The following is a 26,026-nucleotide window of genomic DNA, read 5'->3' as shown; positions in this document are numbered from 1 at the left end:
CATTCATTACAGCTGGTTATAGCAAAAACCACCCGATGGTGGAATTTCTCATCACATTTTCACGCAAGGAAGCTCGATGAATCGACATTTAATGATGCCGCTGGCATCACGGCGGTCACTTATTGCGCTGCTATGCACCGTGCTGCTTCTGAGCTTGGGGTGGGGAGTGCTCCCACAGGCCTCCGCCGCTCCCGCAGCAGGTACGCTCACCAATGTCTCTGTCAGTATTACCGGTGATGACACCTATGGCGATTACGATACCGAGGCAAAGAACGGCAAAGTTGGCTATGGCTCACGGGTGTCTTTCCAATGGGCCTTTGTGGCATCAGATGCCACTGCCACCACGATCTCACAAACCCTTCCGGAAGGCTGGAGTTGGGAGACGGGCCCCGGGCTTGACGCGGTGCTGGGAGGAACATCGAACGGAGTGGAACGCTCCTATACGGTGAGTGCGGATGGGCGGACCCTGACCGCCACGGTGAGTAATGAAGGCGGTGCAGGTACAGCCGCTGTGGTGATTCAGCCCATTATTGCGCGGCCCGGAACCGGGGTGGGGCCGGGCAGCACCTACAGTCCCGAACTCGAGGTCACCGATGCGCAGGGCACACGCACCATTGCGGTATCCGGTGCTCCCAGCCTGGTGGAAGTGGTGGGGCAGCTTGACTTCGATCTTGGGCACGGGAGTGATCCGGTTGATGACTCATCCACCTACCGCGGGGAAGGCTCCTATGATTTCGGTTCCGGGAAGGAAAAGGGCAATTTCTTCGGTTTCACGCCGAAGTACAGCTTCCCCTTCTCTGATCGATGGACATTTGAAAAACCCCTCACCACCGCGGTCACATTTAACATCACGGTGCAAGAACCCGGAGCGAGTGCGCCGCGCCCCTTCGTGCCGGAGCGGTGGGCGGTAGTTCCAGTGCGGTCGGGGATCACCGCCGAGAAAGGGGACTCTTTCGGAAAGTTCACCCTCACGGGCGCGCAGGCCCGGGATGGGGATTCGGCAGCCTATGCACAATACCGGGTGTGGATTCCCGCTTCCGACATTGCGAAATTACCTAATAAGACGCTCGTGACGTTCACCAGTTCCGTGGCTCCGGTTAACCCGCGGGGCAGCTCGGCGTCGTCGCCCTCACAACCTCTACACGAAACAAACCTGCTCAATAACACCGATAACCCTCACGTGGACGATTGATCGGCCAACGGAGGGACGGCTCATCACGGATACCACTGCGCGTTACGGTCGCAATCCGGAGGGAAGCGATCCGGACGCGATGCGCACGAGCCCGGGCTTGGGTCATAACGGTGTTGTACCGCCGAATACTCCGTATGCACTGATCGGCATCGCCTACCAGTATCTGGATAACACTCGCCTGGGCGGTCAATACGAAAGCGTGGGCTCGGCCGATAACCAGGTCACCATTGAGCCGGGCGACCCGGCCTACCAGCGTATAGATCCGCGCACCGCGCGCCTGTTCGTGAAAACCAGCGATATCCCCGGGGATCCCTACCCCAAGGGTATGCCTGGCGAAACGGCTAATGGCTACTATGAGATCCCGAAATCGGATTATGACCTGTACGTGCGAGCAGGCGCGAAAGGTAGCCCGGAGCAGCGCGAATTCCGCCCGCTCTCGGAATACTCCGGCGATTTTAGCGATGTTTTTGCGTTGCAAGCGCGCCCCAAAGTGAATAACGGCAACTTGCTGTCCAAACGCACGGGCTCGGCCGCTGCGCTAGATCGGTACCATATGTACTTAACGGTTCAAGCGGTGGCAACGTCGGACGCGGTTTTTGTTGATGATGGCGTTCCCCTCTCCGTGAGTATGCGGTCGAAGTACCAGGGAAGAAGTCAGTACAAAGGTACCGGAGTTCGTATTTTCGTGGCGGTGGGCGAAGCGCGTTTCCAGGCTTCTTCCCTGGCCACTATTAATCCGGACGGAACTGTGGGCAACCGTATAGCGGTCGCGAAAACAAATCATAAGTACCGCTATACCGTTCGTCCTGAAACCTTCCTCGTTCCTAACTCGCCCCACACCACAGCTGCCCATGCACAGGTGCTCATGTGCCTGCCCGCAGAAGTGGTGGACGTGGATCTCTCCCCCGTGGATGCCACCACCTGGAAGGGGAGCAAGGCTACCGATGCGAACCTCTGCGCGGATGGGCGTACCCCGTACCTCTTCGATTACGTGGCCAACGGCGGCAAACTGCCCGTGGGCCAGCCGCTGCCCGAGATTCCTGTCAACCTTCAGGTGGGACCCTATTTACCCGAATCCGGCCAGCTCAATCTGGATTCCTATTTCCGCGGTGACGATCTGAGGAAATGGTATTGGAGGGCCGTGATCGATCAGGCCGGCTGGCAGGCCCAAACCTCCACGGACGTCACCATGGTGCTCGTCGCGGGAGCGAATTACCTCAAGACGCTCCGCGCGCCCAACGTCCAGCGCAACGAACCGGTTTCGTACCTGCTGGAAATGTACAACACCACCATGGATTCCATGGGGCACGCTATTTTCGTGGACGAACTCCCCTACGTGGGTGACGGTCGCGGCACCACCGTGACCCCGGTTCTCACCGGGGTAGAACGCCTCCAGGGTGAGGCCGCCAATGTGCGAGCCGAATACACCACGGCACCGCACGGCACCATCGGAGCAGCTCCGGCCGCGGGCGTAACGTGGCAGGAAGTCACCGCTGCCACGGACCTCAGCCAGGTCACGGCACTGCGTTTCGTCATCAACGATTTCGCGACGGGCCCGGCCGGAGGTGCCCGCTACGCACTCACCCTGGAAGCCCCGCAAGCTGAGGCCGGCGCGGTCATCGCGAATACGATGACCGGACAGTTGCGCACCGCCTCGCATTCGCCGCTTCCGCTCACCGCAGGCGAACCGCAAAGTGCCACCGTGGTCGCCGCCACCGTGAGCGGGCGCATCGCCGTGGATATTAACGACGACGGCGCCAGCGCGGATGACACCGCGCTGGCCGGCGCTACCGTGCGCCTCCTCGATGCCAGTACCGGTGCCCCCGTGCTGGGCCCCAGCGGTGCTCCGTTGGAAACGACGGCGGCAGCCGATGGGACCTACTCCTTTAATAATGTCCTGGCCGGAAACTACCGTATCTCCGTCACCCCACCCGTAACTGACGGGGGCGCCAGCTACGTACCCAGCTACTCACCGGCGGGGAAAGACGGTGCCACTAGCGCCGCGGTAACGGTGGAACGCGCGGCCACACTGGAAGGCCAAGACTTCGGATTCTTCCACGCCCAGCCCGCGCTCACCCTCACCAAGGCAGCCGCGCTCGCGGCCGATGGCACGGGTGCGAATGCGGCGGCCGGTGATACCGTGACCTACACCTTCACCGTGACGAATACCGGGAACGTTCCGCTTGCGCAGGTGGCCCTGAGTGACCCGAAGGTCAGTGGGCTTGTCATGACCTGGCCTGATGCTGCCCAACCGGGCATGTTGGCGCCGGGCGCCGTCGCCACCGGAACCGCGCAAGCCACGCTCACCCAAGCCGATATCGATGCGGGTCGCGTGGATAATACCGCCACGGTGACCGGAACCTCGCCGCACAATACGCAGGTGCAGGCCACCGCGACGGTGACCACGCCGCTGCCGGCCGCCGGTGCACTGACGGTAAGCAAAACTGCTACGCCTCCGGCCACTATCGCGGCCGGCGAGCACGTGCGCTACTCCATTGACGTGCGTAATACCGGGAACGTGACGCTGAGCGGCGTGACGATCACGGATCCGCTGCTGGGTGGAGAGCTAGGCACTATCGCAACGCTGGCACCCGGTGCTTCCCAGCAGGTAACCGGAACCTACACCCTTACCCAGGCCGATATTGACCGCGGCACGCTGGACAATACCGCCACTGCGACCGGCACCGATCCGCGCGGAACCGCGGTGAGTGCCCAGGGTAGTGTGACGGTGTCGCTTCCCGAAGCTCCGGCGCTCGCGGTCACTAAAACCGCTACGCCCCCGGCCACCATCGCGGCCGGCGAGCAGGTGCATTACCGCATCGCGGTGCGCAATACCGGGAACGTCACCCTGCATGGAATTATTGTGAACGATCCGCTGTTGGGCGGGAAACTCGCCACCATCACCACCCTGGCTCCGGGAGCCAGCGGCACGGTGGGTGGCAGCTACACCCTCACCCAGGCCGATATTGACCGCGGCACGCTGGAAAATACCGCCACGGCCGCGGGCGCGTCCCCGCATGGTACCGCGGTGGAGGGTAGTGCCACGGTTACGACCCCGCTTCCCGGGACCGGGGCATTGCGCTTGGTAAAAACGGCCACGCCGCCCGCGCAACTGCGCGCAGGTGAACAAGTGGAGTACATCATTGAGGTGAGTAATAGTGGCAATGTGACCCTGAGCGGCGTGACGATTGCAGATCCGCTACTGGGCGGGGAGCTGGGCACTATCGCAACGCTGGCACCCGGTGCCTCCCAGCAGGTAACCGGAACCTACACCCTTACCCAGGCCGATATTGACCGCGGCACGCTGGACAATACCGCCACTGCGACCGGCACCGATCCGCGCGGCGTTGCGGTTACGGCCAGCGATAGCGCCACGGTGAGTATCCCGGACGGTGCCCAGATCCAGGTGATCAAGCAGGGTAGCGCGCCCGCGCGCCCCGCTGGAACCGTGCGGGCCGGGGACGAGGTCACGTGGACCTTCACCATTGCTAATCGCGGTACCACCACGCTAAGTGAGGTGGCACTGCGCGATGAGCTTCCCGGCTTGAGCGCGGTGACCTTCGGTGAGTGGCCGGGTGCGGCCGGGGTGCTCGCACCGGGTCAATCGGTGACTGCGAGCGCTACCTCGCACATCACCCAGGAACTTCTGGATGCCGGAGCGGTGGAAAATACCGTGGAGGTGAGCGCGACCTCAGCGCGCGGGTTGCTGGTGCGCGATAGCGCAACCGAAACCGTGCTTCTCCCGCAGTGCCCCGGATTCACCCTGGTGAAGACGGGTAGCGTAGAAAAGGAGAAGTCGCGCGCGGGTGACCTCATTACCTGGTTCTTTACGCTGGAGAACACCGGCAATACCACCCTGCGGGATCTTGTCATTCAAGATGACTTCCCGGGTCTGTCCGAGATTGAGTACAGCTGGCCGGGTGCTGCCGGGGTGCTCGCTCCGGGTGAAAAAGCTAGTGCTACCGCTACTTCGGTGCTGACCCAGGAGCAGGTGGATGCGGGTACCGTCCGCAACGATGCCAACGCCACCGGCGTGACCCCCGGAGGGGACACCGTGACGAACAAACCGGGCGACCCGAGCGAACCGGGCACCGGTGGCCACGGTAGTGTCACCATCACCGGCCACCCTGGAATGGTGATGGAGAAAACCGCAACTGTGGACGGGGACGTGATTGTCTATCGTTTCGAGGTGCTCAATACCGGAACAACAACGCTCACCGGCATCACTATCGACGATCCTATGAGCGAGCTGGGGCCCATCGAGTACACCTGGCCGCGTGCGGCAGGGGTGCTGGCACCGGGAGAAAAGCTCGTAGCGCAAGCCCGAGCGAAGATCACCGCGACGATGCAGGGTACGACGGTCACCAATACCGCTACCGTTACCGCGGTGACCCCGAGTGGCGAGAAGGCCACACCGGCGACCGCCAGTGTGGACACGAAGATCCCGCCCGCACCACCAGTCCGCAAGCAACTCAGCCACACCGGTGCTGAGCTTGCGATGCCCATCGCCCTCGCGATTCTCCTCCTGGCCGGAGGCGGAGCGCTGCGGCGGCGGGAAAAGGCTAACTAGCGGGAAGTACCGCTAACGCGGGTACAACATGCAGGGCCCGGCCGGGATCACGATCCCGGCCGGGCCCTGGTGTGCTGGTGGCCGCGCCGCCCGCCTATTTAGCCGGCGACGAGCACGTGCAGCTGGCGTGGGCCGTGCACGCCTTCCACGCGACTCAGCTCGATATCCGAGGTGGCGGAGGGCCCGGCCACGAAGGTAATCGGTTGGCCATCGCGCACCGAATCCTGGAGCCGGGTCATCGCCTCGGGGGTATTGGAAACAACCTGATCGGCGCGCAGCACGCACACATGCGCATCAGGTACCAGGGTGAGCGCACGCCGGCCCTGGTCGGCGCGATGGTCCATGGCAAAAGTACCGGTATTGGCCACCCCGACAGCGGCGGCCGTCACCACCGCATCAATATCGTTCAGCTGGCGGGCGCTGAGGTTATCGTCGTCGTACACCTGGAAACCATCCTCCGCAATAGCCGCGCGCCAGGAAGAATCCAGCCCCGCGGGAAGCACCACGGAGCGCGCGCCGATGGCGTGCAGGTGGGCGACGATAGCCGCCGGGACCGCCTCCGGGGCGACCCGCTCCACGTCGGCCTTGTAATCGGCCACGAGCTCGAGGAAATAATCCACGAGGTCGCCCTCAATGGCGGTGGGCTGGTTGTATTCCCAGCTGATCGCGGATTCTTCCGGATCCCGGCAGGGCACATCACCGAGCGCGGAGCGAATCCGCGCGAAAATCTCATCGCGTGCCGAGGTCATGACAGCTCCTCTGTGGTTGGGCGGCCGAAAATATCAGGTGCGGGCGAAACCGGCCCCGCGGTGGGCGGCACTTGCCCCGCGGTGGGCGGTACTTGCGTCGCGGTGGGCGGCACTTGTCCGGCTCCGGGCGGTAGCTGCGCGGGCGGAGCGGCGGGGGAGCCGTCGATCAAATTTGGATCGCAACCGAGCTGATGCAACTGCCCCTTCTGCAACTCTTTCTGCATGCGCTTGAGCTGCCGCGCTTCGCGTTTCTTGCGCCGCGCGAAGGTGGCGCGGGCGCTGCGCTTGGGTAGCATCGGGACGTCGCGGGCCCGCGTCCAGCGATGCACACCGGGAATATGCCAATTCCCGATGTGGTGCATGAACAGGCCCATCACGCGCCCGCCCACGCTCGCCAGCCGGGCCGCGGCGCCCAGGCGCCAGCCCTTGCCCATCACCCAGCCGCCGCCGGCCATGAGGATCGGCTCCACGTGCGGGCGCAACCCGGCCTCCGCGCGTTTCTTATCCACCGCTTTGCGGCGCAGGTGCACGAGGATATTCGAGATAGGAATTTTCACCGGGCACACCTCATTACAGGCTCCGCACAGGGTAGAGGCGAAGGGCAGGGAGCGATCCACCACCGATTCCAGGCCGCGGATCTGCGGGTTGAGGATCGCGCCGATGGGTCCGGGGTAGACCGAGCCGTAGGCGTGCCCGCCCACCTTCTCGTACACCGGGCAAATATTCAGGCAGGCCGAACAGCGAATGCAGCGCAGCGCCGCGCGCCCCACCGGGTCAGAGAGCACCTTGGTGCGCCCGTTATCCAGCAAAATAATATGAACATCGCGCGGGCCATCACCTTCGCGCGCGCCCGTCCAGATAGTTCCGTAGGGGGCCATGCGCTCGCCGGTGGACGACCGCGGCAGCAGCTGCAAGAACACTTCGAGATCCTGGAACGTGGGAAGAATCTTCTCAATACCTACGACGGAAATGAGGGTTTCCGGCAGGGTGAGGTTCATGCGGCCATTGCCTTCGGATTCCACCACCACCAGGGAACCGGTTTCCGCAATCGCGAAATTCGCGCCGGAAATACCGACCTTGGTGCGCATGAACTTTTCGCGCAGGTGCCCGCGGGCCGCGGCGGCCAGCTCGGCCGGCTCATCGGTCACATCGGGCGGGCAGGGCGTGCCGTACTGGCCCATCTCCCGCAGGAAAATATCACGCACCTCGCTGCGATTACGGTGAATCGCGGGCACCAGGATATGACTGGGCCGGTCGTGCCCGAGCTGCACAATAAGCTCGGCCAAATCGGTTTCCCAGGCCGCGATGCGCGCTTCTTCCAGGTGTTCGTTCAGGTCAATTTCCTGGCTGACCATGGACTTGACCTTGGTGACTTCGCTTTCCCCGGTCGCGTGCACCAGGTCGATGACGATCCGGTTGGCTTCCTCCGCGTCGCGTGCCCAGTGCACATGCGCCCCGGCGGCGGTGGCGTTCTTTTCGAACTCCGCCAGATAATGATCGAGGTGGCGGCCCACCCGGTTCTTAATATCGGCACCGGCCTGGCGAATATCCTGCCAATTATCCAGCTCGCTCACCACGGCCTGGCGCTTGGCGCGGATCGTGTGGGTGGCGTGATGGAGATTCTTCGCCTGCGTTTCGTTGCCCAGCTCGCGCACCGCGGCCTTGGGGAAGGCCGGGGAATCAAGCAGATCCCCTGCGGGCGGGGCCGGGGTGAGGCGTTCCAATTTCAAGGTTTTCATGCGATCCTCCCGGCGGGGGTGGTTGCGGCACTAGCGGTTCCGATCGCGGCGCTCAGGGTTCCGGTTGCAGCACCCGCTACCGTGCCGGCGCCGACCGGCGCGGTCTGCACCAGCACATTGACCATGTGGATGGGGCGCACGGGTTTCTTTTCGCGATGCAGAATCCCGCCGAAGTTCATGAGGCAGGCATTATCGAGGCTGGCCACGTATTCCGCCCCGGTTTCGATCACGTGCCGGGCCTTATCCCGCCCCAGCGCGATGGACACATCCGAGTTCTTCACGGAGAACGTGCCCCCGAAACCGCAGCACTGGCGCATATCTTCGAGCGGAATATATTCCAGCCCGCGCACCGCCTGTAGCAGCCGAATGGGCCGGTCACCCACCTCGGCCACCCGCAGCGAATGGCACGAGGCGTGATAGGTGACCGTATGCGGGAAATACGCGCCCACATCCACGGTCCCCAGCACGTCCACGATGAATTCGCTGATGTCGTAGACCCGTTTCTGCACCTCGTGGACGCGCCGTGCCAGCTCGTCCTCACCGGCATCGAGGGCCAGCATCTCATGCTGTTCGCGCACCGAACCGACGCAGGATCCGGAGGGCCCCACGATGTAGTCGTAGTCCTCAAATGCTTCGAGGAAGGCCCGCACGCTCGGCAGTGCCCGGTCAAAATACCCGGTATTCGTGAACATCTGGCCGCAGCACGTCTGGGCGCGCGGGAACTCCACCTCGCACCCGAGCCGCTCGAGCAGCACCGCGGTGTTATTCACGGTATTCGGGAACATCACCTCGTTAATACAGGTGGCGAAAACCGCAACTTTCTTGCGCGGTTCCGGTCCGGGAATGAGGGTCATATCAACTCTTTTCTTTCGTTGTTATTACGACGACGCCGCCGCTGCGCGGCGCTATGCCCGGCCACCCGCGGAACTCTGGCAGGGCGGGAATTTATTTAGGCGAGGAACCCGACCAGCAGACACAGCAGGATGAGCAGGCCGCAGGCCCAGGGCAGGGACTTACGCAGCAGCACGGATTCCTCGCCGACCATATCCACCCCGCCAGTGGCAATCGCCAGGGTTTGGGGGCTAATCATCTTGCCCACGGCCCCGCCCACGGTATTGCAGGCCACCAGCAGCCCCGGATCCGCCCCGATCTGGGTAGCGGCGGTGTGCTGCAAATTGGCGAAGAGCGCCGTGGTTGAGGTTCCCGAACCGGTCACCGCGGTGCCGATCCACCCCAGAATCGGGGCGAGGAAGGGGAAGATGGAGCCGGCTCCGGCAATCCAGGTGCCGATGGTGAGGGTCTGCCCGGAAAGGTTCATAACGTAGGCGAGGGCGAGCACCGAACCGATGGTGAGGAAGGTCCAGCGCAGCTTGTAGACCTGGGCGAACATGAGGCGTGCCACCGCGCCGGGCCGCATCCGGTAGCAGGCGGCCAGCACCAGCGCGGTCAGGAGCAGCAGGGTGCCCGGGGAGCTCAGCCAGGCGAAGGTGTAGGTGGTGGAGGCGGCGGGTGTGCCATCGGCCGCGCGCACCAGGTTCTCGCCCCCGGCCCACAGGGCCGGCCAGTGGATGGTCACGTTTGTGGCCGCGAGGGCGTTGCGGATTGCCGGCACCATCTGGGTGGTCACGAAAACGGCAACGATAAGTACGTAGGGGAAGATGGCCCAGGCCAGGGCCGCGGGGCGAATACGTTCCGCGGCCGGCTGGGGCGCGGCGCCGGTGAGGCGTTCGGCCGCGGCGCGGCTCCCGCGCGGTTGCCAGATGCGCAGCAGCGCGATGCCCACCGCCAGACTCACCAGGGCGGGAACCATATTGACCAGACCAGGGGCCAGGGTGCGGGCCGCGAGCCAGGTGCTCAGCGCGTAGGAGGATCCCACCGCCAGGGCCAGGGGCCACACTTGGGCCAGGCCGCGCCAGCCGTCCATAATGAGGAGCAGCGCGAAGGGGATGAGCCATACCAGCACGCTGCTTTGCTCGCTGATCTGGGCGGAAAGAGTAGCGGCATCAATACCGGTGAGATTCGCGCCGGTGAGCACGGGCGTGGCCATTGCCCCGTAGGGCACCGCGAAGGTATTGCCCACCAGTACCGTGAGCGCCGCCTTCCAGGGCGCGAAACCGAGGGCGAGGAGCATAACACCGCAGATCGCCACCGGTGCCCCGAAACCGGCCAGCGCTTCGAGGAGGGCACAGAAACTAAAGGCGATGAAAATGCCCAGCGCGCGCGGATCGGGGGAGAGTCGCGCGAAAGCCTGCATGAGGGTGTCGTGGTGCCCGGAGGCCACCGTGAGTTCGAAGAGGATAATCGCGGTGAGAACGATCCAAGTAATGGGGAAGATCCCGAAGACGGCACCTTCCAGACCGGCGGAAAGCGCCATTCCGGCGGGCATGCGGAAGGCGAAAATTGCCACGGCAAGCGCAACGGCGACGCCGCATACCCCCGCCCAGTGCGCTTTCATATGGACAACACCCAGCAGGAAGAACACCGTGAGGAGCGGGAGGAGGGCCACGAGGGCGGAGAGGGTGAGACTCCCCAGTGGCGCGGCGGTTTGTGTAAAGGCTTCCACGATGTTCTCCTATCCATCGCACGAGGTTGGGGCGGATACGGGTCGGTGAGCAGCGTTGATCACGGCGGTCGAATCCGAATCCGGTTAAGTCTGATTAAGATCGTACGGACGTAGGTCACAAGATAAAAATTGAGAGCACCTAAATATGGGTGATATTGCGCACAAAATGGCCGGTAAGGGACTCCTTACCCTGGCGGAAAATTAGTAAATGTGCTAAATGATTCGGCGCGTTGCGCGACTGTCTAGGTATGTAGCTGACGCTCCGTTCACTCGGTACGGTCCGCGGGTGGGGCGTGGGCACCCCCGTGGCCGGCCCGCAATTAACTCGCGGCCCACCCGCAGGACACGCCGAGCGGGGTGGTTACCAGCTTCACAAAGCGCGGGCCCAAAGTCCCAAAACCGCGGAAATGAGCGCAAAGCGGGAGTGGCGGCGTCGTCGTAACAACCACAAGTTCTAGTGGTCTTTTGTTCTAGGTGCCACTAGGTGTAGTGTTTAGCCTTGTAGTCGTTCCACCACGCACACAGCGTGACAATCCGAAACCGAGGAGACCTCATGAGCATTACCGTCTACACCAAGCCCGCGTGCGTGCAGTGCAATGCCACCAAGCGCGCGCTCGATAAGGCGGGGCTGGAGTATGAGCTCGTGGATCTCACTCAGGATGCGGAGGCCCTCGCGGCGGTTAAGGCCCTCGGGTACCAGTCGGCGCCCGTGGTTATCGCGAACGGTCATCACTGGTCCGGCTACCGCCCCGATGAAATCAAGGCGCTCAAAGCCGGCGCGCAGGCCACCGCGGAACCCACCCTGGTGACTGCCTAAGCTGGCGGTGCGGCCGCGTGCCGCCCGCTGAGGAAAGAACCGATGGCACGTATCGTCTATTTTTCTTCTCAAACAAATAACACGCACCGGTTCGTGGAAAAGCTCGGCTACGATGCCGTGCGCATCCCCATCCACGGCGAAACGCCCGTGGTGGATGAGCCCTACGTGCTTATTTGCCCCACCTACGGTGGCGGGAACCATCGCGGTGCCGTGCCGCGCCCCGTCATCAAATTCCTCAATAACGAACACAACCGTGCTCTCATCCGCGGGGTGATCGCTGGAGGAAATACCAATTTTGGCGATGTTTACGGACTCGCCGGGGATGTTATCTCCGCAAAATGCGGGGTCCCCATGATGTATCGCTTTGAACTGCTCGGCACGCCTACGGACGTTGCCACGGTTAAGGAAGGTTTGGAACAGTTTTGGGCATCGCAACACTAACGGATACCGGTTCGGAAAACCTGGATGATTCGCTCGTGGATTACCACTCGCTCAATGCCGAGCTCAATTTGTACGACGCCGAGGGCAAGATCCAATTCGAGAAGGATCACGAAGCCGTGCGGCAGTACTTCCTCCAGCACGTCAATAAGAACACCGTGTTTTTCCACGACCTGGAGGAAAAACTGGAGTACCTCGTGCGCGAAGGTTATTACGAAAAGCGCGTGATCGAGGCTTACGATATGGCCTTTATTAAGGAGCTCTACAAGAAGGCCTACGCGCATAAGTTCCGTTTCCCCACGTTCATGGGGGCCTTCAAGTACTACACCTCCTACACCCTGAAAACCTGGGATGGCACCCGCTACCTGGAGCGTTTCGAGGATCGGGTCTCCATCGTGGCCCTCGCGCTGGCCGATGGGGATACTGAGCTGGCCACCAACCTCATGGAAGAGATGATCACCGGGCGTTTCCAGCCGGCCACCCCCACTTTCCTCAATGCCGGTAAGCAGGCGCGCGGGGAACTGGTCTCCTGCTTCCTGCTGCGGGTGGAAGACAATATGGAATCCATTGCCCGTGCGATTAACTCCGCGCTCCAGCTCTCCAAGCGCGGGGGCGGGGTGGCACTCAACCTCACCAATTTGCGTGAACAGGGCGCCCCGATTAAGCGCATCCAAAACCAGTCTTCCGGGGTGAACCCGGTGATGAAGCTACTCGAGGATTCGTTCTCCTACGCGAATCAGCTCGGGGCGCGCCAGGGTGCGGGGGCCGTGTACCTGCACGCCCACCACCCGGATATCATGCGCTTCCTAGATACCAAGCGTGAAAACGCGGATGAAAAAATCCGTATTAAGACGCTCTCCCTGGGCGTGGTGATCCCGGATATTACCTTCGAGCTGGCGAAGAACCGCGAGCCCATGTATCTTTTCTCCCCCTATGACGTGGAGCGGGTCTACGGCAAGCCGCTCACCGAGATCTCGGTGAGTGAAAAGTACCGTGAGATGGTCGATGACAAGCGCATTAAGAAAACGAAGATTGATGCGCGTCAGTTCTTCCAGACCCTCGCCGAAATCCAGTTCGAATCCGGCTACCCCTACATCGTGTACGAGGACACCGTCAATAACACCAACCCGATTAAGGGCCGGATTACCATGTCTAATCTGTGCTCGGAGATCCTCCAGGTATCCGAACCTTCCGAATACAATGCGGATCTCTCCTACAAGTATGTGGGCAAGGATATTTCCTGCAATCTTGGCTCCCTCAATATTGCCAAGGCCATGGATTCGGAGGACCTGGGTAAAACGGTGGAGATTGCGGTGCGTGCCCTCACGGCCGTGTCCGACCAGACCAGCATTGACTCGGTGCCCTCCATCAAGCGCGGGAATGAGATGTCCCACGCGATTGGGCTGGGTCAGATGAATCTGCACGGGTACCTGGGCCGCGAGCGGATCTTCTACGGGAGCGAAGAAGCGCTCGACTTCACCAATATGTACTTCTACACGGTGGCCTACCACGCGATTCGTTCCTCCATGCTGCTGGCAAAGGAACGCGGGCAGCGCTTCGAAGGTTTCGAGGATTCCACCTATGCAAACGGTGCTTACTTCACGAAGTACCTCGAGCAGGAGTGGGTCCCGCAAACCGAGCGGGTGCGTGAGCTTTTCGCCGCGCATCACATTCCCACCCGGGAAGATTGGGCCCAGCTTGCCGCGGACGTGGCCGAATACGGGATGTACAACCAGAACCTCCAGGCGGTTCCGCCTACCGGCTCCATCTCCTATATCAACCACTCCACCTCCTCCATCCATCCGATCGTGTCCAAGATTGAGATCCGTAAGGAAGGCAAGATCGGGCGGGTGTACTACCCGGCGCCGTATATGACCAATGACAACCTGGAATACTTCCAGGATGCTTACGAAATCGGCCCGCAGAAGATTATCGACACCTACGCGGTGGCCACCCAGCACGTGGACCAGGGGCTCTCCCTCACGCTGTTCTACCCGGACACCGTGACCACGCGCGATGTCAACCGCAATTACATTTACGCCTGGCGTAAGGGCATCAAGACGCTCTACTACATGCGTATCCGCCAGGCCGCCCTCCAGGGCACCGAAGTGGAAGGGTGCGTCTCCTGCATGCTGTAGTAGGTATGCGGTGTTTACTTGCGCCGCGAGGGTGAACAGTGTTTACCTGTGGTGCGGGTGAGCGGTAGCGAGCGTGCGGCTTGTGTGCTTGCGCGGGGCGGGCCGGTTGCGTGGAAACGTGACCGGCCCGCCCGGTTTAAGTGCGGGTACTTTTCGCGGTACGACGGCGCAGCTAGCGGCCCTCCGGCCCGGTGAGCTCGAGAAGGGAGCGGATATCCGCCCCTGAGATGGGCCCGCGGGCCGCCTCGTCCACCATGCCGGCGAGTTCGCGCTTGCGCGCTTGCAGGGCGATGACTTTTTCCTCGATGGTATCCGCCGAGGCAAGTCGGTAGACGGTGACCGGCTTATCCTGGCCAATGCGATGGGCCCGGTCAATGGCCTGCTCTTCTGCGGCCGGATTCCACCACGGATCCATAATGTAAACGTAATCGGCTTCCGTGAGGGTGAGCCCGGTGCCGCCCGCCTTGAGGGAAATAAGGAAAACCGGGGCGCTGCCATCGCGGAAAGCCGCAATCGCACCGGCGCGATCCCGGGTAGACCCATCCAGGTAGCTATAGGTAATGCCCTCCCGATCCAGCTGGTGGGCAATACGTTCCAGATAGGTGGTGAATTGGGAGAACACCAGGGCGCGGTGACCCTCGGGGATGATCTGCTGGAGGTGCTCGAGGAGCAGGGTTGTTTTCGCCGGCGGGGTAGTAATTCGCGCATCCACTAGACCCGGGTCAATAGCCATGCGTCGTAGCCGGGTGAGGGAAGCCAGGATCGAGATGCGATTGGCATTCGGGTCATCGATGAGTCCCAGGATTTCCTGGCGTTCGCGTTCCAGCTGTTTGCGATAGCGCTGGGCGTGGGCCGGGGCGAGGGGGACACTGAGCTCTGTGACCGTGCGGGTGGGGAGGTCCTTGGCCACCTCGGCTTTGCGGCGTCGTAATATAAAGGGCCGCACCAGGCGCGTGAGCAGCGCGGCAGCCTCCTCGTCATTAAATTTCTCAATGGGGTTCTGGAACTGCTCGGTGAAACGCGCGTGCCCGGGGAGCAGGCCGGGGCTGGTGAGAGCCAGCAGCGCGGCCAAGTCCGAGAGGCTATTTTCCACCGGCGTGCCCGTGACCGCGAACGTCCAGGGGCGGGTGAGCGCGGCGACGGCGCGATAACCCACCGTGCTCGGGTTCTTCACCGCCTGGGCTTCATCGAGGATCACCCCGCCCCAATCGACCTTCGCGTACTCCGCGCGCTCGAGGCGAAGCAGGGTGTAGGAGGTCACCACAACGTCAGCGTTCGCGGCGATAATCGGCAAGGCCTGTGAACGGCGTTTACCTGATTCGGTAATGGTGCGGAGGCGCAGCTCCGGAGTGAAGCGTTCCGCTTCGCTGCGCCAGACCGGCACCACGGAGGTGGGGGCCACCACGAGCACCGGACCTTTCAATGTGCCCTCCGCGCCTTCGCCGCTGATCATGGCGAGCATTTGCGCGGTTTTGCCCAGGCCCATATCATCAGCCAAAATACCGCCGTAGTGGGCCCGCGCCAGGTGAGTGAGCCAGGAATAGCCAGCTTCCTGATAGGAACGCAGGGTGCCCCGGAACGTTTCGGGAACCGGCACCGCCTCGCCCAGGTGCTCAAGCCGGGCGAGAGCATCGCTCAGCGCCTGCGGATTGGCCAGCGCGGAGAGATCCAGGGCGTGGGCACGCGCTCGGGGTACAGAAATGCTGTCCGGGGTGACGGTGCCGAGAGCTGCGGCGTCGTGCAAAAGCTGGCGCAACGCATCGAAATCGCTGCCCAGCGGGATGACCATATCTCCCAGCACCAGATGCGGGGCGCCGCTGGTGAGTGCGTCGTAGAGGACGGGGAGGGGGACGTCGTGTTCCCCAACGGTGACCGTGACTCCCAGGTCGAGCCAGTCGCGATCCTCGGTGACGGTGGTGGTGAGGACCGGGGCTTCGGTGAGGACGGTGAGATCCGCGCCCTCGTCGAATGTGACCGAGATTCCGGCTGCGCGCCAGGCGGGAACAATATCCTCGCGCAGGTGCTGGTAGGTGGTGATGTCGAGGTTGCGACTGCGGGGGAAGTGAAGTTCGGGCATATCAGCCGCGAGCCAGGCCCGTTGGGCTGCCTGGAGTTGCCCCTGCGGCAACTTCATGATGCCGCTTCCCCAAGTAAGCGGTGTATACAAAGCCGGCATTTCGGTTGGCTCCGCGCTGTCAGCGCCCAGCAGCTGGCGTTTCGCGTACCACTCCAGCAGGAAAGGTCCGGTGAGCTGTGAATTGAGCTCGTCGGGCGCGGGGCGGCGAATCAGGGCGTGCAGAACCGGGTCAGAGAAACGATGCGGCGTGAACGCGCCGTCGGGGGAGACCACCCTGATATCGGGCGGCAGGGCGGGAAGGAGGTTGAGTTCAAACATGGGGATTTCCGCGGCGGGAATGCGTAAGGGCTGCGCGGATCCCAAAGCTTCGGAGAGAGCCGCGGGAAGATTCGGATTGACGCGGCCGAGGACATAAGAATCGTTTTCGTAGCTCATGGCGAGGGCTGGCTCGGTGCCTTCGATAACGGCTGCCGGGGTGCCCTCCGGGGTTTCTGGTAGCACCCGCAAAAGCAGATCATCACTTCCGCGCTCGCGGGCGGACAAGCTGAGCTGGGCGCTCCAGGGTGTTTTATCAATGCGGAGCGGCTGGTCAGTATCCCCGCAAAAAAGCTCCACCCCGGCATCGCGAGCATTTTCCAGGTAGGCCATCGCCGTAGTACCTAAACTTTGCAAGGAAATACTTGGGTCAAAATACGAGGCGCGCTTCGCTACGTCATGTAATTCCCGCAGCGCCGCAAGTTGGAGGGGGTCCAAGCTTTCTGCGGCGGAACTGTAGCCGTGCGCGGGAGCAATAGTGGACCAGGTAGTGGTGCGGCGTGACCACTCCCCGTTGAGATTTCGCTGGGCCGGGCGCAGCAATCCCGTCACTTCCCCGCTTTCCGCACCGCGGATGAGAATAAGACCGAGACCGCGGGTAGCCGGGCGCTGCTCTATTCCCACACAACTATCGGTAAGCAGTGTTCGCCAGGAGCGGTCTTTCATACGGTCGGCGTACACCAGCAAGGTGGCAACGGTGTGCTTACACCGCCGTGAGACCGGGCATGAGCAGGAGGCGGTAAGGGGATGTACGGAGGTAATAAGAACCCGGTAGGTGTGGCCGTTACCGAGGACGCGGGCGAAGATGCCGTGGGAATTCTCCTTTATCTCAAGCACGCGACCGGTTGCCGCGTAGCGTTTTCCGCGGGCGAGCATGGGAGGCGTGAAGTAAAGCTCGTAGAAATCCGAGGTAAGTGCTGCAATAGCGGAGCGAAGTGTGCCGGCCATCCTTTAATTTTAAGACGCATCCGGGGATGAGGAAAGTTTGGGTTCCGGGTTCTTCGGGCCGGGCGCGGAGGGGTGAACCGAGTGCGGCGGGTGAACCGGGCGCGGCGCTTCCGGGTTGGCGCGGTAGGATAGGTGCCACTTCCGCGGAGCCACCCCGCGGAGAAAGAAGGCGGAGCAGGTGAGGAATTGGTATCGTCACGCGGGCACCTTGGCGGTGCTCCTCGGCACCCTACTCGCGCTGGCTCTGGTAGCAGGAGCGCTGGGTGGCTGCGCGCTGCTCAAAGCCCCGGTACTCGCCGCTCCGATTCCCCGCCCGGTCACCTACGATAATTTTGGCGACGACGCCGTTGCTATCGTCTGGGACGACGACGCCACCTACCGCGATCTCGACGCCGAATTTGACGACTCTGGCATTGTGGACGGCCGGGTCCTGGCCGCCGCCTACCACCGCGGCGCCGGGCTCCCCGATTCCCTCAACGCCGCCCTCAACGAGGACCCGAAAGTCAGCGACGTTGGGCTGGGGGAGGGCCTACCCGGGGCGGGCTACAACTTTCCGGGAATCCCGCAGGTGGGGACCTTCTTTCACGTGGTTCCCGGAACAACCCAGGTGATCCGCGGCTGCACCGGCGTGGTTCTCGATACCCCGGGGCGCTCCCAGATTCTCTCCGCCGCGCACTGCTGGCCCGGAGATGCCTACGCCGCCACCGTATTCGTACCGCAATTCGCCATTATCGCCGGTACCGCCTATATCCCCCACGGTATTTGGCGCATCGACCCGGACTCCGTGGTCATCAACGACGCGTATTACAGCGATGATGAGGATGCGGATCGGTACGACGCCGCCGTCCTCACCGCGGACCCGGACCGCTTCGGCAACCTCCTCGAAGATGTAACAGGCGGGCTACCCATTGCCAATGTGAGCCCGGAACAACCCGATATTGAGGTGATCGGCTACCCGGTGGCCGAATCTTTCGAGGCCGATAACTACACCTCCGCCTACCCGCGCCACTGCCGTAACTCCACCGAAACCTTCACGGAAAACGGCGTGGACTACTTCCATATTGAATGCGCCGGGATGCCCACCGGGGTATCCGGCGGGCCCTGGCTCCAGCAGAACGAGAGCGGGGAATGGGCCATCGTGGCAATTACCGGTGGGGCGCAGGACGGCGGGGGCTATACCGATGATGAATCCGTGGGCGTCCCCATGGACAACCTCATCGCTGACCTGCTGGAAGAAGCCCGCACGTCCCTGGGGGATGCGAGCCTCGAACCGGGCAATCCGGCCCACGAAGTCCTCGGTTACCTGGGTGGTCAGCCCGACCGCGCGGATGCCTTCACCGTGTGGCCCTCCGGGGCGGTCGCGCTCTACCTGGATGCCGGCAGCGGGGAAGAAACTCTGCCGCGGGCCGAGGAAGAAACCGGCGAGCTCGCCCAGGTGGATGCCGCGCGGCGTTTCCGTTCCGTGCGGATCCTGGGCGGGCGTGATCGCCGTTTACGTAACCTCCGCACCCTCGCGGCCGGGGACCTGGACGGCTCCGGCATGGCTGATATTCTCACTCTCGGCCGCGACGGCGCTCTCATCCTCTGGCACGACCCGGGGCTCTTCGGCCTGCGCCACCCCGAACACCTCAACCCGCACCTCCCCCTCGAATTCACCAACGTGACCAAGATGAGCATCGCCGATGACACCCTCACCGTCACCAACATCGATGGCACGACGACGCAGTATGCGGATATCTCCCAGCAAGGTATCCAGCCGCAGCCGCGCACCTCATGATCTGGCTCGCACCGCTTACCGATTCAACCGTCTAGAATGGGCGGGGTGTGGCGGCGCAAGCGGCGTCGTCGTTCTTAACCGTTATCTATCCCGCATCACCTGCGCTAACGAGGAGCTACTGTGATCCCCCCAAAGTTGAAACTTGTCAGTTCTGTGCAAGCCATTAACTGGAACCGCATCGAGGACGAAAAGGACCTCGAAGTGTGGGACCGCCTCACGGGGAATTTTTGGCTGCCCGAAAAGGTGCCGCTGTCCAACGATATTCAGTCGTGGAACACTCTCAAGCCGCACGAACAGCTCATGACCACCCGGGTGTTCACCGGGCTGACCCTGCTCGATACCATTCAGGGCACCGTGGGTGCGGTTTCGCTTATCCCGGACGCGGTCACCCCGCACGAGGAAGCGGTGTATACCAATATCGCCTTCATGGAATCCGTGCACGCGAAGTCGTATTCTTCGATTTTCTCCACGCTCATTTCCACCGATGAGATCGACGAAACTTTCGAATGGTCGGAAAATAACGAATTCCTGCAGAAGAAGGCGCAAATCGTGCTGGATTACTACCGCGGGGATGATCCGGAAAAGCGCAAGGTGGCCTCCACGATGCTGGAATCCTTCCTCTTCTACTCCGGTTTCTACGCGCCCATGTACTGGTCCGCGCACGCCAAGCTCACCAATACCGCGGACCTCATCCGCCTCATTATTCGCGACGAAGCCGTGCACGGCTACTACATCGGCTACAAATACCAGCGCGCGGTGGAGAAGGCCAGCAAGGAACGCAAGGCCGAACTCAAGGAATACACCTTTGAGCTACTCCAAGACCTCTACGAGAACGAGGAAGAATACACCGCCAGCCTCTACGATGAGATGGGCCTGACGGAGGACGTCAAGGCATTCCTGCGCTACAACGCCAATAAGGCGCTCATGAACCTCGGTTACGAAGCGCTGTTCAACCCGGACCAGACGGCCGTCAACCCGGCGATCCTGGCGGCACTCTCCCCGAACGCGGACGAGAACCACGATTTCTTCTCCGGTTCCGGATCCTCCTACGTTATCGGCGAAGTGGAAGATACTACCGACGACGACTGGGATTTCTAGCGTGCTTGCGCGCTCGCGGTGGTGCGGCCCGCGGCGGCGCGTGTGGTACGACGCCGCAGCGCCGGCCTGGCGGTAATAGCGCCGGCCCGCCGCCACGCAATGCGGCGCGGCGCCGCGTGACCAATTCCGCCGCGAAAAAACTGGCACCACGCCCCGCTGAGCGTGTACGCTAGTAAGGCTTGCACGGGTGAGCTCAAGCTTTCCCGGTGAGCATGGAGACGTGACTGAGTGGCCGAAAGTGGCACCCTGCTAAGGTGTTAGTCGCAATAGCGGCTCGAGGGTTCGAATCCCTCCGTCTCCGCTCTGTGATGGCGTGTGCCATAGAGTTTCCTGTGGTTTCGTTGCCATCATGCTTGTGTGTAACTGAAGTTTCATGAGGTTTTAGGGTCGTGGGCCGGTCGCGTAAGACGAAGGAGTACAACCGATGGCCACCACTATTCTCGGTTGGGGATACGAGGGGAAAACTATCAGTGATCTTCTCGATACATTGGAAGCTAACCGAGTTCATACCGTTGTTGATATCCGGCTTACCCCCATCAGCCGCAAGAAAGGATTTTCTAAAACGCGGCTTCGCCAAGCCGTTGAATCTACTGGGGCTCGCTATGTTCATATGCGGTCCCTCGGTAATCCAAAAGATAATCGGGCAGCTTTCGCTTATCCTGGGACTCCCGAAGCGCATGCAGCTCACGCACGTTTCCGCAACGAGGTACTCGCGACTCCGGATGCGCGGGTAGCCATCCACGAGATTGCTGGCCTAGCGCATGACGGTGCGATTCTTATTCTTTGCTTTGAGGCTAATCACCAGCAGTGCCACCGGAAACTCGTGATTGAGGAAACGTGCGCTGTGTTAGAAGAGTCCGAGCGCTTCGCGGCTTGAGCCAAAAATTCCCAACACCAGGAAGCTGTGGCGTTTGTGCGGAGCGGCTTGGTTGCCAACAATAATCCGCAGTGGAACGCCGGGCGTTTCACGTTCTCTAATGAATTTCTTTTCGAATTCTTGCTGGGCGTATTCGATTGACGCCGTTGGCGGCCAACGGCGTTGCAGCGCTACCGCTTCCCAGTCCGTTATTGTCAAGGAATGGCGCGAGCAACTCTGAAAATTGCAATAGAATTCAAGCCGAGCAATAAACCGCGGGGCTTCGAGCGTGAGCCCCTTGTTACCGAAGATATCTTCGTCTTTATATTTGCGCAGCGCAGCTTTCTGCTGTTCATTCCAGCCCGGGTGAAGCGATACTTTAATCGTAGGTGTTGCGCGGGGCGTGATAAGCGCAAGGGATTGCGCGGCCGGATTTCTCTTAGCTTCCTTTCGTAGTTCACAGAGTGATTTAGCGGGAAGAGGGTCGAGGTAGATAGCTCTCTCGTCCCACCCGGTAATAGGCTCATCTTGTGGTTGAGGATCCTTTTCGACCCGTAAGCTTTCTTCCCGGTCATCATCGTTAGGTGCGCGGACGGATACTCGAATAGTTTGATATTTCTTGAAGCGGTCGGTACCGTCAAGATAACGGAAGGCGATAGGGTAGAGCCTTACCCAGCGAAGCGGATCAAGGGCGACTCCGGCAACGCACACGGTTTCCTTGTATTTTTCTGAGGGGATGGGAGCGGTTTTAACAACGACTAAAACGTCGATTTCTCGACCTAGCTGGTCCAGTTCCCTTGCTTTGCTGATATCCATGGGCGCGCCTTCACGTCGAAGATGGTGGTGTGAATCAAGGGTACAAGATTTTCTTGAGGCTAGGGAGGCGCTGGATTGCACGGGTCTGGCGGATTAGACTCAAGCGCAAAGAGAACCTGGTCTGATCTTTGATAGGTAGGGTTGCCGAGACAAACCGAAACTGGGAAACTGGGGCCTTTCATCCATAGAGGTGACTAAGGGCCTCGGAATTTCGCCACCGAAGCTTAGGCCTTTCTTTTATTGGAGTTCTCCGACCGCGGTGTAAGGGAAGTAAGGGTAAAGCGTGGCTGGAAGTACAAGTGGTGAACCACATTGCCGTCCGGTAACGAAACTTGCGAAATACGTTTGCGAGCATGGCGACCCTGAAGTTCTCTTCGGTCAGGGGAAGGGCCAAGGCCTTGGGGTCGGTATCGGTGAAGAGGGGGACGTTTGGGATCTGATCTACACTGTGTCCTCCGCTTATCTTTCGGGAGTCCTATTACCCGAAGCTCTTCTGAGCGACGCAATTTACGAAATTTCCCGCCAATTGGATCATGTTTCTTCCCGCGTTCTGAATGGTCGGCTGGAGTTGATTGGTTCGTCTTTGCGGGTCCCTCAAATTCCCCGCGACGACTAGGTAGGAGGTTTCCTCAATGGATTCTTATGAGTTGGATGGTTTCCCGGCGGTGATTCGCCTTCTTGAATACGTGACGGAAAAATCTGAGAAATACCACCCTGAGCAGATTCGTTTAGATGCATTGTGGAGTCCAGTAACTCCGTGGACAGTTATTACTGCCGTAGAATGGGGGGACTCCTACGCGTTTGAGATTCCTGCAGGGCTTGTGTGCGATGCAGTGGATGAGATCCGTCCGATTCTTGCTCCGTGGGCTACCGATATTCTGGAGTATCACGAAAATAAGAATCATTGGGGTTTGGACTTGTCTTTGCCGAAGGAGCCGGGAGTTTGGCCTGACTAACCAGCCCATCTTTGCCAGACCGGAAAAAGAGGAAATCATATGGTTTTACCTATAAGTGAAGCACCGCAGGAGTCGCAGGTGGCGCTTCTCGCCGAGTATGTCCGGAAGCATGGTGACCAGGATATCCTTTTCGGTGAAAAGGGGCATTGGGGACACGGCCTAGGTGTGGATTGTGACGTTTGGGATCTGATTTACACCGTGCATTCGGGTGTTATTTCCAGTTGTGCCATGCCAGAAGATCTACTGCGCGCAGCTATCGATGAAGTCCAGGATGAATTTGACGAGCTTACGCGACAGATCTTGAATGGGTACTTGGAAGAGGGCGGCTACTCCCTGCGAGCCTAATCTGCCGATCAATTCCATTCGCTGGTCATATGCCTGTCCTCGGTAATGTGACAGGTAATCGAAGAGCTTTCAGCCATAGAAATTGGACTACTTTTCAGCCGTAGCTAACAAATCCGCGGCAGCCTCTTTTGCCGCGCATTTACTTTCAGCGTAGACAACCGGTCGGAACGTCACCCGGGATCTGTGCGGAGAATAGAAAACCTGGGGGCCGCGCCGGTATCGGTGCGGCCCCCAGGTGCGTGGCGTTTAGCCTTGAGTTACCTAGAGCTTTGGGTTACTTCGCACGCCGGCGCAGGGCGTAGCCGGTGGGCAGCAGCACGGCCATGACGGCCAGAGCGCCCGTAGCGGCAAGGCCAGTGTGGGCGAGTTGCCGCGTCGGTGCCTTGCTTGGGGTAGGAGCCGGCTTGTTAGCCTCGGGCGACGGCGCAGGCTTAGGAGCCGGTTGAGGCTTCGGGTCCTGCGGTTGCGACGGAGAAGTTGGATCCGCGGGTTTCGGTTGCGGATTGGGCTCCGGTTGCGGCACCGGATCAGGTTGCGGCTGCGGCTGAGGGTTGGGGTCCGGAACAGGGTCCGGCGCCGGCTGGGGGTCGGGATCGGGAACTGGTTCAGGATCAGGAACCGGTTCGGGTTCAGGCTCAGGTGCCGGCTCGGTCACATTGACCCGAACCACCGCAGAATACAGCGGCTTACCGGTGGCCGTATCATTCGCCATCATGATGACGCGGGTGGAACCCGGGGCCACCCCGGTCACCGTGCCATCGGCAAAGGTCACGATGGAGCTGGTGAGGGCGGGCTCGGCTGCGCCGTCGTCCCAATAATACGCACCCCACGTGAGCCCGCGACCGCTGAGATCGCCGTTCACATCAGAAATCCGCGCGAGCGTGAGCGTGCCGTGCGCGGGTATCGTGGCGTCTGCGAGCTCCTGCTGCGCGAAAGCCGGGCTGCTATTGCCGGCGCTGCTGCCGGGCACCACCGGGAAAACGGCGTTGTTATACGTGCCGGCTAAGCGCACCGTGGAAATATGATTATTTTGGAAAGCGCTCCAGGCCACCTCGGTGATCGAGGCGGGCAGCGTGACCTCCGTGAGCGCATTGGCCTGGAAAGCCGCCGGCCCAATCTTCTGCATCCCCGCCGGGAACTCCACCGCGGAAATCGCATTGCGATCCAGGAAACCGTAACTCACCTCCGTGAGGGTGGCCGGCAGCGTAATACCGGTGATTCCCTTGCTGTGCATATTCCCCGTCCTGCCATTCGGCCCGGTCAGCGCGGTCACGCCCTCTGGAATAACCACGTGCTTGAGGTTCGTAATTTTCTGCAGGCCGGTATCGCTCAAACCGCGCAGCGTTGTGGTGGCGCCCTCGGTTTCGATAGTGAAATCCGCGGCATCCCACGTGGCAGCGGGAGCGGCGGTGGCTGCCGGCACCATCGCCGCCAGCCCCATCATCAATGCCGTGCACAGTGCACCCACCGTGCCGACGATTCCCTTTTTCATCCGATATCCTTTCGTGGTGCGGCTCGGGCGAGTCCAGAGAAACTCGGGTTACTCACCGCCACCGTACCGCGAAATGCGCGGAAATTCATCAGAAAATGAACCGGATTGCATGGAAATTATTATTATCGCAGCTTGCGGCCGTGCGGGGCGCTTGTGATATTTCACGACGACGGCGCCAGCGTTAACGCGCCAGCAGCACCTCGAGGAGGGTGGCTACGCCGTCGTCCCATACCGGATCGGTCACGGCCCGCGCGTGCGCACGAACGTAATCGAGCGCCTGCCCCATCGCGACCCCCACGCCGGCCCACTCGAGCATCTGGATGTCGTTCCCGCCATCGCCCACGGCCACCGTTCCCCCGCGCGCGATTCCGAAATCGCGGCGGAGTACCTCAAGTGCGCTGGCCTTGGAGATCCCGGCCCGTCCGGCATCCACCCAGCCTGAGCCGGAAGAAGATGACGCCGCCCAATCCACCCCGGGCATATCGAGGCGGGAAAGGCGCGCCATGAGCTCGGCGGCTTCCATGCGGGGGACCACCATAATGAGGCGGAGGGCGTCCGGGACCACGAGGTCTTTGAATTTCACCCAGATGGCATTGGGTTCCAGGCGTTCGGTGGCGTACCCGTGCGCCACCCGCCGCGGGCCTTCCACCGGTTCCACCGCGAAATAGGCGCCCGGGAATTCGCGGCGCATGGCATCGAGGGCCCGGGCCAGATCGGCTTCCTCCATGGTGAAAAGGTGGGCGAGGCGCACCGGCACCACGTCCCCGCGATCCGTCATGGAGCGGACCGTGCGCACCTCCACCCCGGGAAGCTGTGCGTTCCCGAGCAGCACCGTTTCGTTGCCGTTCGAGCACACCATAATGGTTTCGCTCACCCGTAGCATATCGAGCACGGGAATGGCGGATTCACGCCCGCGTCCGGTAGCCACCACCAGGTGGGTTCCCCGGCGCAGGTGCTCCTGGAAAGCGGCGTCCACCCGTTCGGCGATGATTCCGTCCGGGCGGAGCGTGGTGCCGTCCAAGTCCAGGCAGACCATGAGCTCCGGCCCGGCCGGCGGGGTCCCGGCGGCATCGAAAGCGGCCCGCAAGCGCGCCGCCGTGGACTCCTCCTGGATCTTCACATCGCCGCCTTCGTTACGCT

At 61.6% G+C, this 26,026-nt stretch carries 18 protein-coding genes and 1 tRNA gene; 11 read left to right on the top strand and 8 right to left on the bottom strand.

The genetic code is table 11. From position 1 onward, the window contains the following. Positions 1–76 precede the first annotated feature (76 nt). Entirely contained in the window at positions 77–1,192 is a 1,116-nt protein-coding gene (locus ACTFPK_RS05130) for a hypothetical protein (protein WP_439911257.1), read from the top strand. 79 nt (positions 1,193–1,271) lie between these two features. Further along, entirely contained in the window at positions 1,272–5,762 is a 4,491-nt protein-coding gene (locus ACTFPK_RS05125) for a DUF7507 domain-containing protein (protein ID WP_439911256.1), read from the top strand. Between the two features lie 98 nt (positions 5,763–5,860). Here ACTFPK_RS05125 and ACTFPK_RS05120 read toward each other — a convergent pair whose 3' ends face one another. The 4 genes from ACTFPK_RS05120 to ACTFPK_RS05105 form a co-directional block, all read right to left on the bottom strand. Further along, positions 5,861–6,511, bottom strand: a complete 651-nt coding sequence (locus tag ACTFPK_RS05120; RefSeq protein WP_016442127.1) for a LutC/YkgG family protein — start codon at positions 6,509–6,511, stop codon at positions 5,861–5,863. Continuing rightward, a complete protein-coding gene (locus ACTFPK_RS05115; RefSeq protein ID WP_439911255.1) occupies positions 6,508–8,250 on the bottom strand; it encodes a LutB/LldF family L-lactate oxidation iron-sulfur protein in 1,743 nt (580 codons plus the stop codon). Before ACTFPK_RS05115 ends, ACTFPK_RS05120 begins: the two co-directional genes overlap by 4 nt. Next, positions 8,247–9,104, bottom strand: coding sequence for a (Fe-S)-binding protein (locus tag ACTFPK_RS05110; protein WP_439911254.1), 858 nt, complete (start codon positions 9,102–9,104; stop codon positions 8,247–8,249). Before ACTFPK_RS05110 ends, ACTFPK_RS05115 begins: the two co-directional genes overlap by 4 nt. A 95-nt stretch (positions 9,105–9,199) precedes the next feature. Further along, entirely contained in the window at positions 9,200–10,813 is a 1,614-nt protein-coding gene (locus ACTFPK_RS05105) for an L-lactate permease (RefSeq protein WP_439911253.1), read from the bottom strand. Between the two features lie 553 nt (positions 10,814–11,366). On the opposite strand from ACTFPK_RS05105, the gene nrdH reads away from it, so the two are divergent. From nrdH to nrdE, 3 genes are read left to right on the top strand one after another with little or no spacing between them, the layout of a single operon-like run. Then, on the top strand, positions 11,367–11,630 hold the full coding sequence (nrdH, locus tag ACTFPK_RS05100) for a glutaredoxin-like protein NrdH (protein ID WP_126135872.1): 264 nt from the start codon (positions 11,367–11,369) through the stop codon (positions 11,628–11,630). Positions 11,631–11,672: 42 nt separating this feature from the next. Next, positions 11,673–12,071, top strand: a complete 399-nt coding sequence (gene nrdI, locus ACTFPK_RS05095; protein WP_016442132.1) for a class Ib ribonucleoside-diphosphate reductase assembly flavoprotein NrdI — start codon at positions 11,673–11,675, stop codon at positions 12,069–12,071. Then, the gene (nrdE, locus tag ACTFPK_RS05090; protein ID WP_439911251.1) at positions 12,053–14,206 is read left to right on the top strand and encodes a class 1b ribonucleoside-diphosphate reductase subunit alpha; all 2,154 of its coding nucleotides are present in this window, start codon (positions 12,053–12,055) and stop codon (positions 14,204–14,206) included. Before nrdI ends, nrdE begins: the two co-directional genes overlap by 19 nt. A 172-nt stretch (positions 14,207–14,378) precedes the next feature. Here the strand turns inward: nrdE and ACTFPK_RS05085 are convergent, their stop codons facing one another. Further along, on the bottom strand, positions 14,379–17,546 hold the full coding sequence (locus tag ACTFPK_RS05085; RefSeq protein WP_439911250.1) for a DEAD/DEAH box helicase: 3,168 nt from the start codon (positions 17,544–17,546) through the stop codon (positions 14,379–14,381). Between the two features lie 178 nt (positions 17,547–17,724). Here ACTFPK_RS05085 and ACTFPK_RS05080 point away from each other — a divergent pair, with 178 nt between their 5' ends. The 4 genes from ACTFPK_RS05080 (at position 17,725) to ACTFPK_RS05065 (ending at position 21,298) form a co-directional block, all read left to right on the top strand. Next, positions 17,725–19,323 (top strand): trypsin-like serine peptidase, encoded by a 1,599-nt coding sequence (locus ACTFPK_RS05080; RefSeq protein WP_439911249.1) that lies wholly within the window; start codon positions 17,725–17,727, stop codon positions 19,321–19,323. Positions 19,324–19,443: 120 nt separating this feature from the next. Beyond that, positions 19,444–20,421 carry a class 1b ribonucleoside-diphosphate reductase subunit beta gene (gene nrdF, locus ACTFPK_RS05075; RefSeq protein ID WP_016442136.1) on the top strand — a complete coding sequence of 326 codons (978 nt, stop codon included), beginning with the start codon at positions 19,444–19,446 and terminating at the stop codon, positions 20,419–20,421. A gap of 214 nt (positions 20,422–20,635) precedes the next feature. After that, positions 20,636–20,722, top strand: a tRNA-Ser gene (locus tag ACTFPK_RS05070). Between the two features lie 123 nt (positions 20,723–20,845). Continuing rightward, positions 20,846–21,298 carry a DUF488 domain-containing protein gene (locus tag ACTFPK_RS05065; protein WP_439911248.1) on the top strand — a complete coding sequence of 151 codons (453 nt, stop codon included), beginning with the start codon at positions 20,846–20,848 and terminating at the stop codon, positions 21,296–21,298. Here the strand turns inward: ACTFPK_RS05065 and ACTFPK_RS05060 are convergent. Next, complete coding sequence (locus ACTFPK_RS05060) at positions 21,269–22,093, bottom strand: hypothetical protein (protein WP_439911247.1); 825 nt, start codon at positions 22,091–22,093, stop codon at positions 21,269–21,271. The genes ACTFPK_RS05065 and ACTFPK_RS05060 overlap by 30 nt on opposite strands. Before the next feature lie 632 nt (positions 22,094–22,725). Between ACTFPK_RS05060 and ACTFPK_RS05055 the strand changes: the two genes are divergently transcribed. Together ACTFPK_RS05055 and ACTFPK_RS05050 are read left to right on the top strand one after the other, a co-directional pair. Continuing rightward, positions 22,726–23,049: a hypothetical protein gene (locus tag ACTFPK_RS05055; protein WP_439911246.1), complete on the top strand. Its 324-nt coding sequence runs from the start codon at positions 22,726–22,728 to the stop codon at positions 23,047–23,049. Between the two features lie 39 nt (positions 23,050–23,088). Next, the gene (locus tag ACTFPK_RS05050; RefSeq protein WP_439911245.1) at positions 23,089–23,394 is read left to right on the top strand and encodes a hypothetical protein; all 306 of its coding nucleotides are present in this window, start codon (positions 23,089–23,091) and stop codon (positions 23,392–23,394) included. A 274-nt stretch (positions 23,395–23,668) separates the two neighbouring features. On the opposite strand, the gene ACTFPK_RS05045 is transcribed toward ACTFPK_RS05050, so the two are convergent. Beyond that, positions 23,669–24,886, bottom strand: a complete 1,218-nt coding sequence (locus ACTFPK_RS05045) for a leucine-rich repeat protein (RefSeq protein ID WP_439911244.1) — start codon at positions 24,884–24,886, stop codon at positions 23,669–23,671. Between the two features lie 181 nt (positions 24,887–25,067). Next, a complete protein-coding gene (locus tag ACTFPK_RS05040; RefSeq protein WP_016442141.1) occupies positions 25,068–26,006 on the bottom strand; it encodes an HAD family hydrolase in 939 nt (312 codons plus the stop codon). Positions 26,007–26,026: the final 20 nt, after the last annotated feature.

This window comes from Actinotignum sp. UMB0459 (assembly GCF_051905915.1).
Lineage (GTDB): Bacteria > Actinomycetota > Actinomycetes > Actinomycetales > Actinomycetaceae > Actinotignum > Actinotignum sanguinis.
The sequence above is the reverse complement of the archived record's forward strand: the minus strand, read 5'-3'. Positions and strand labels throughout refer to the sequence as shown.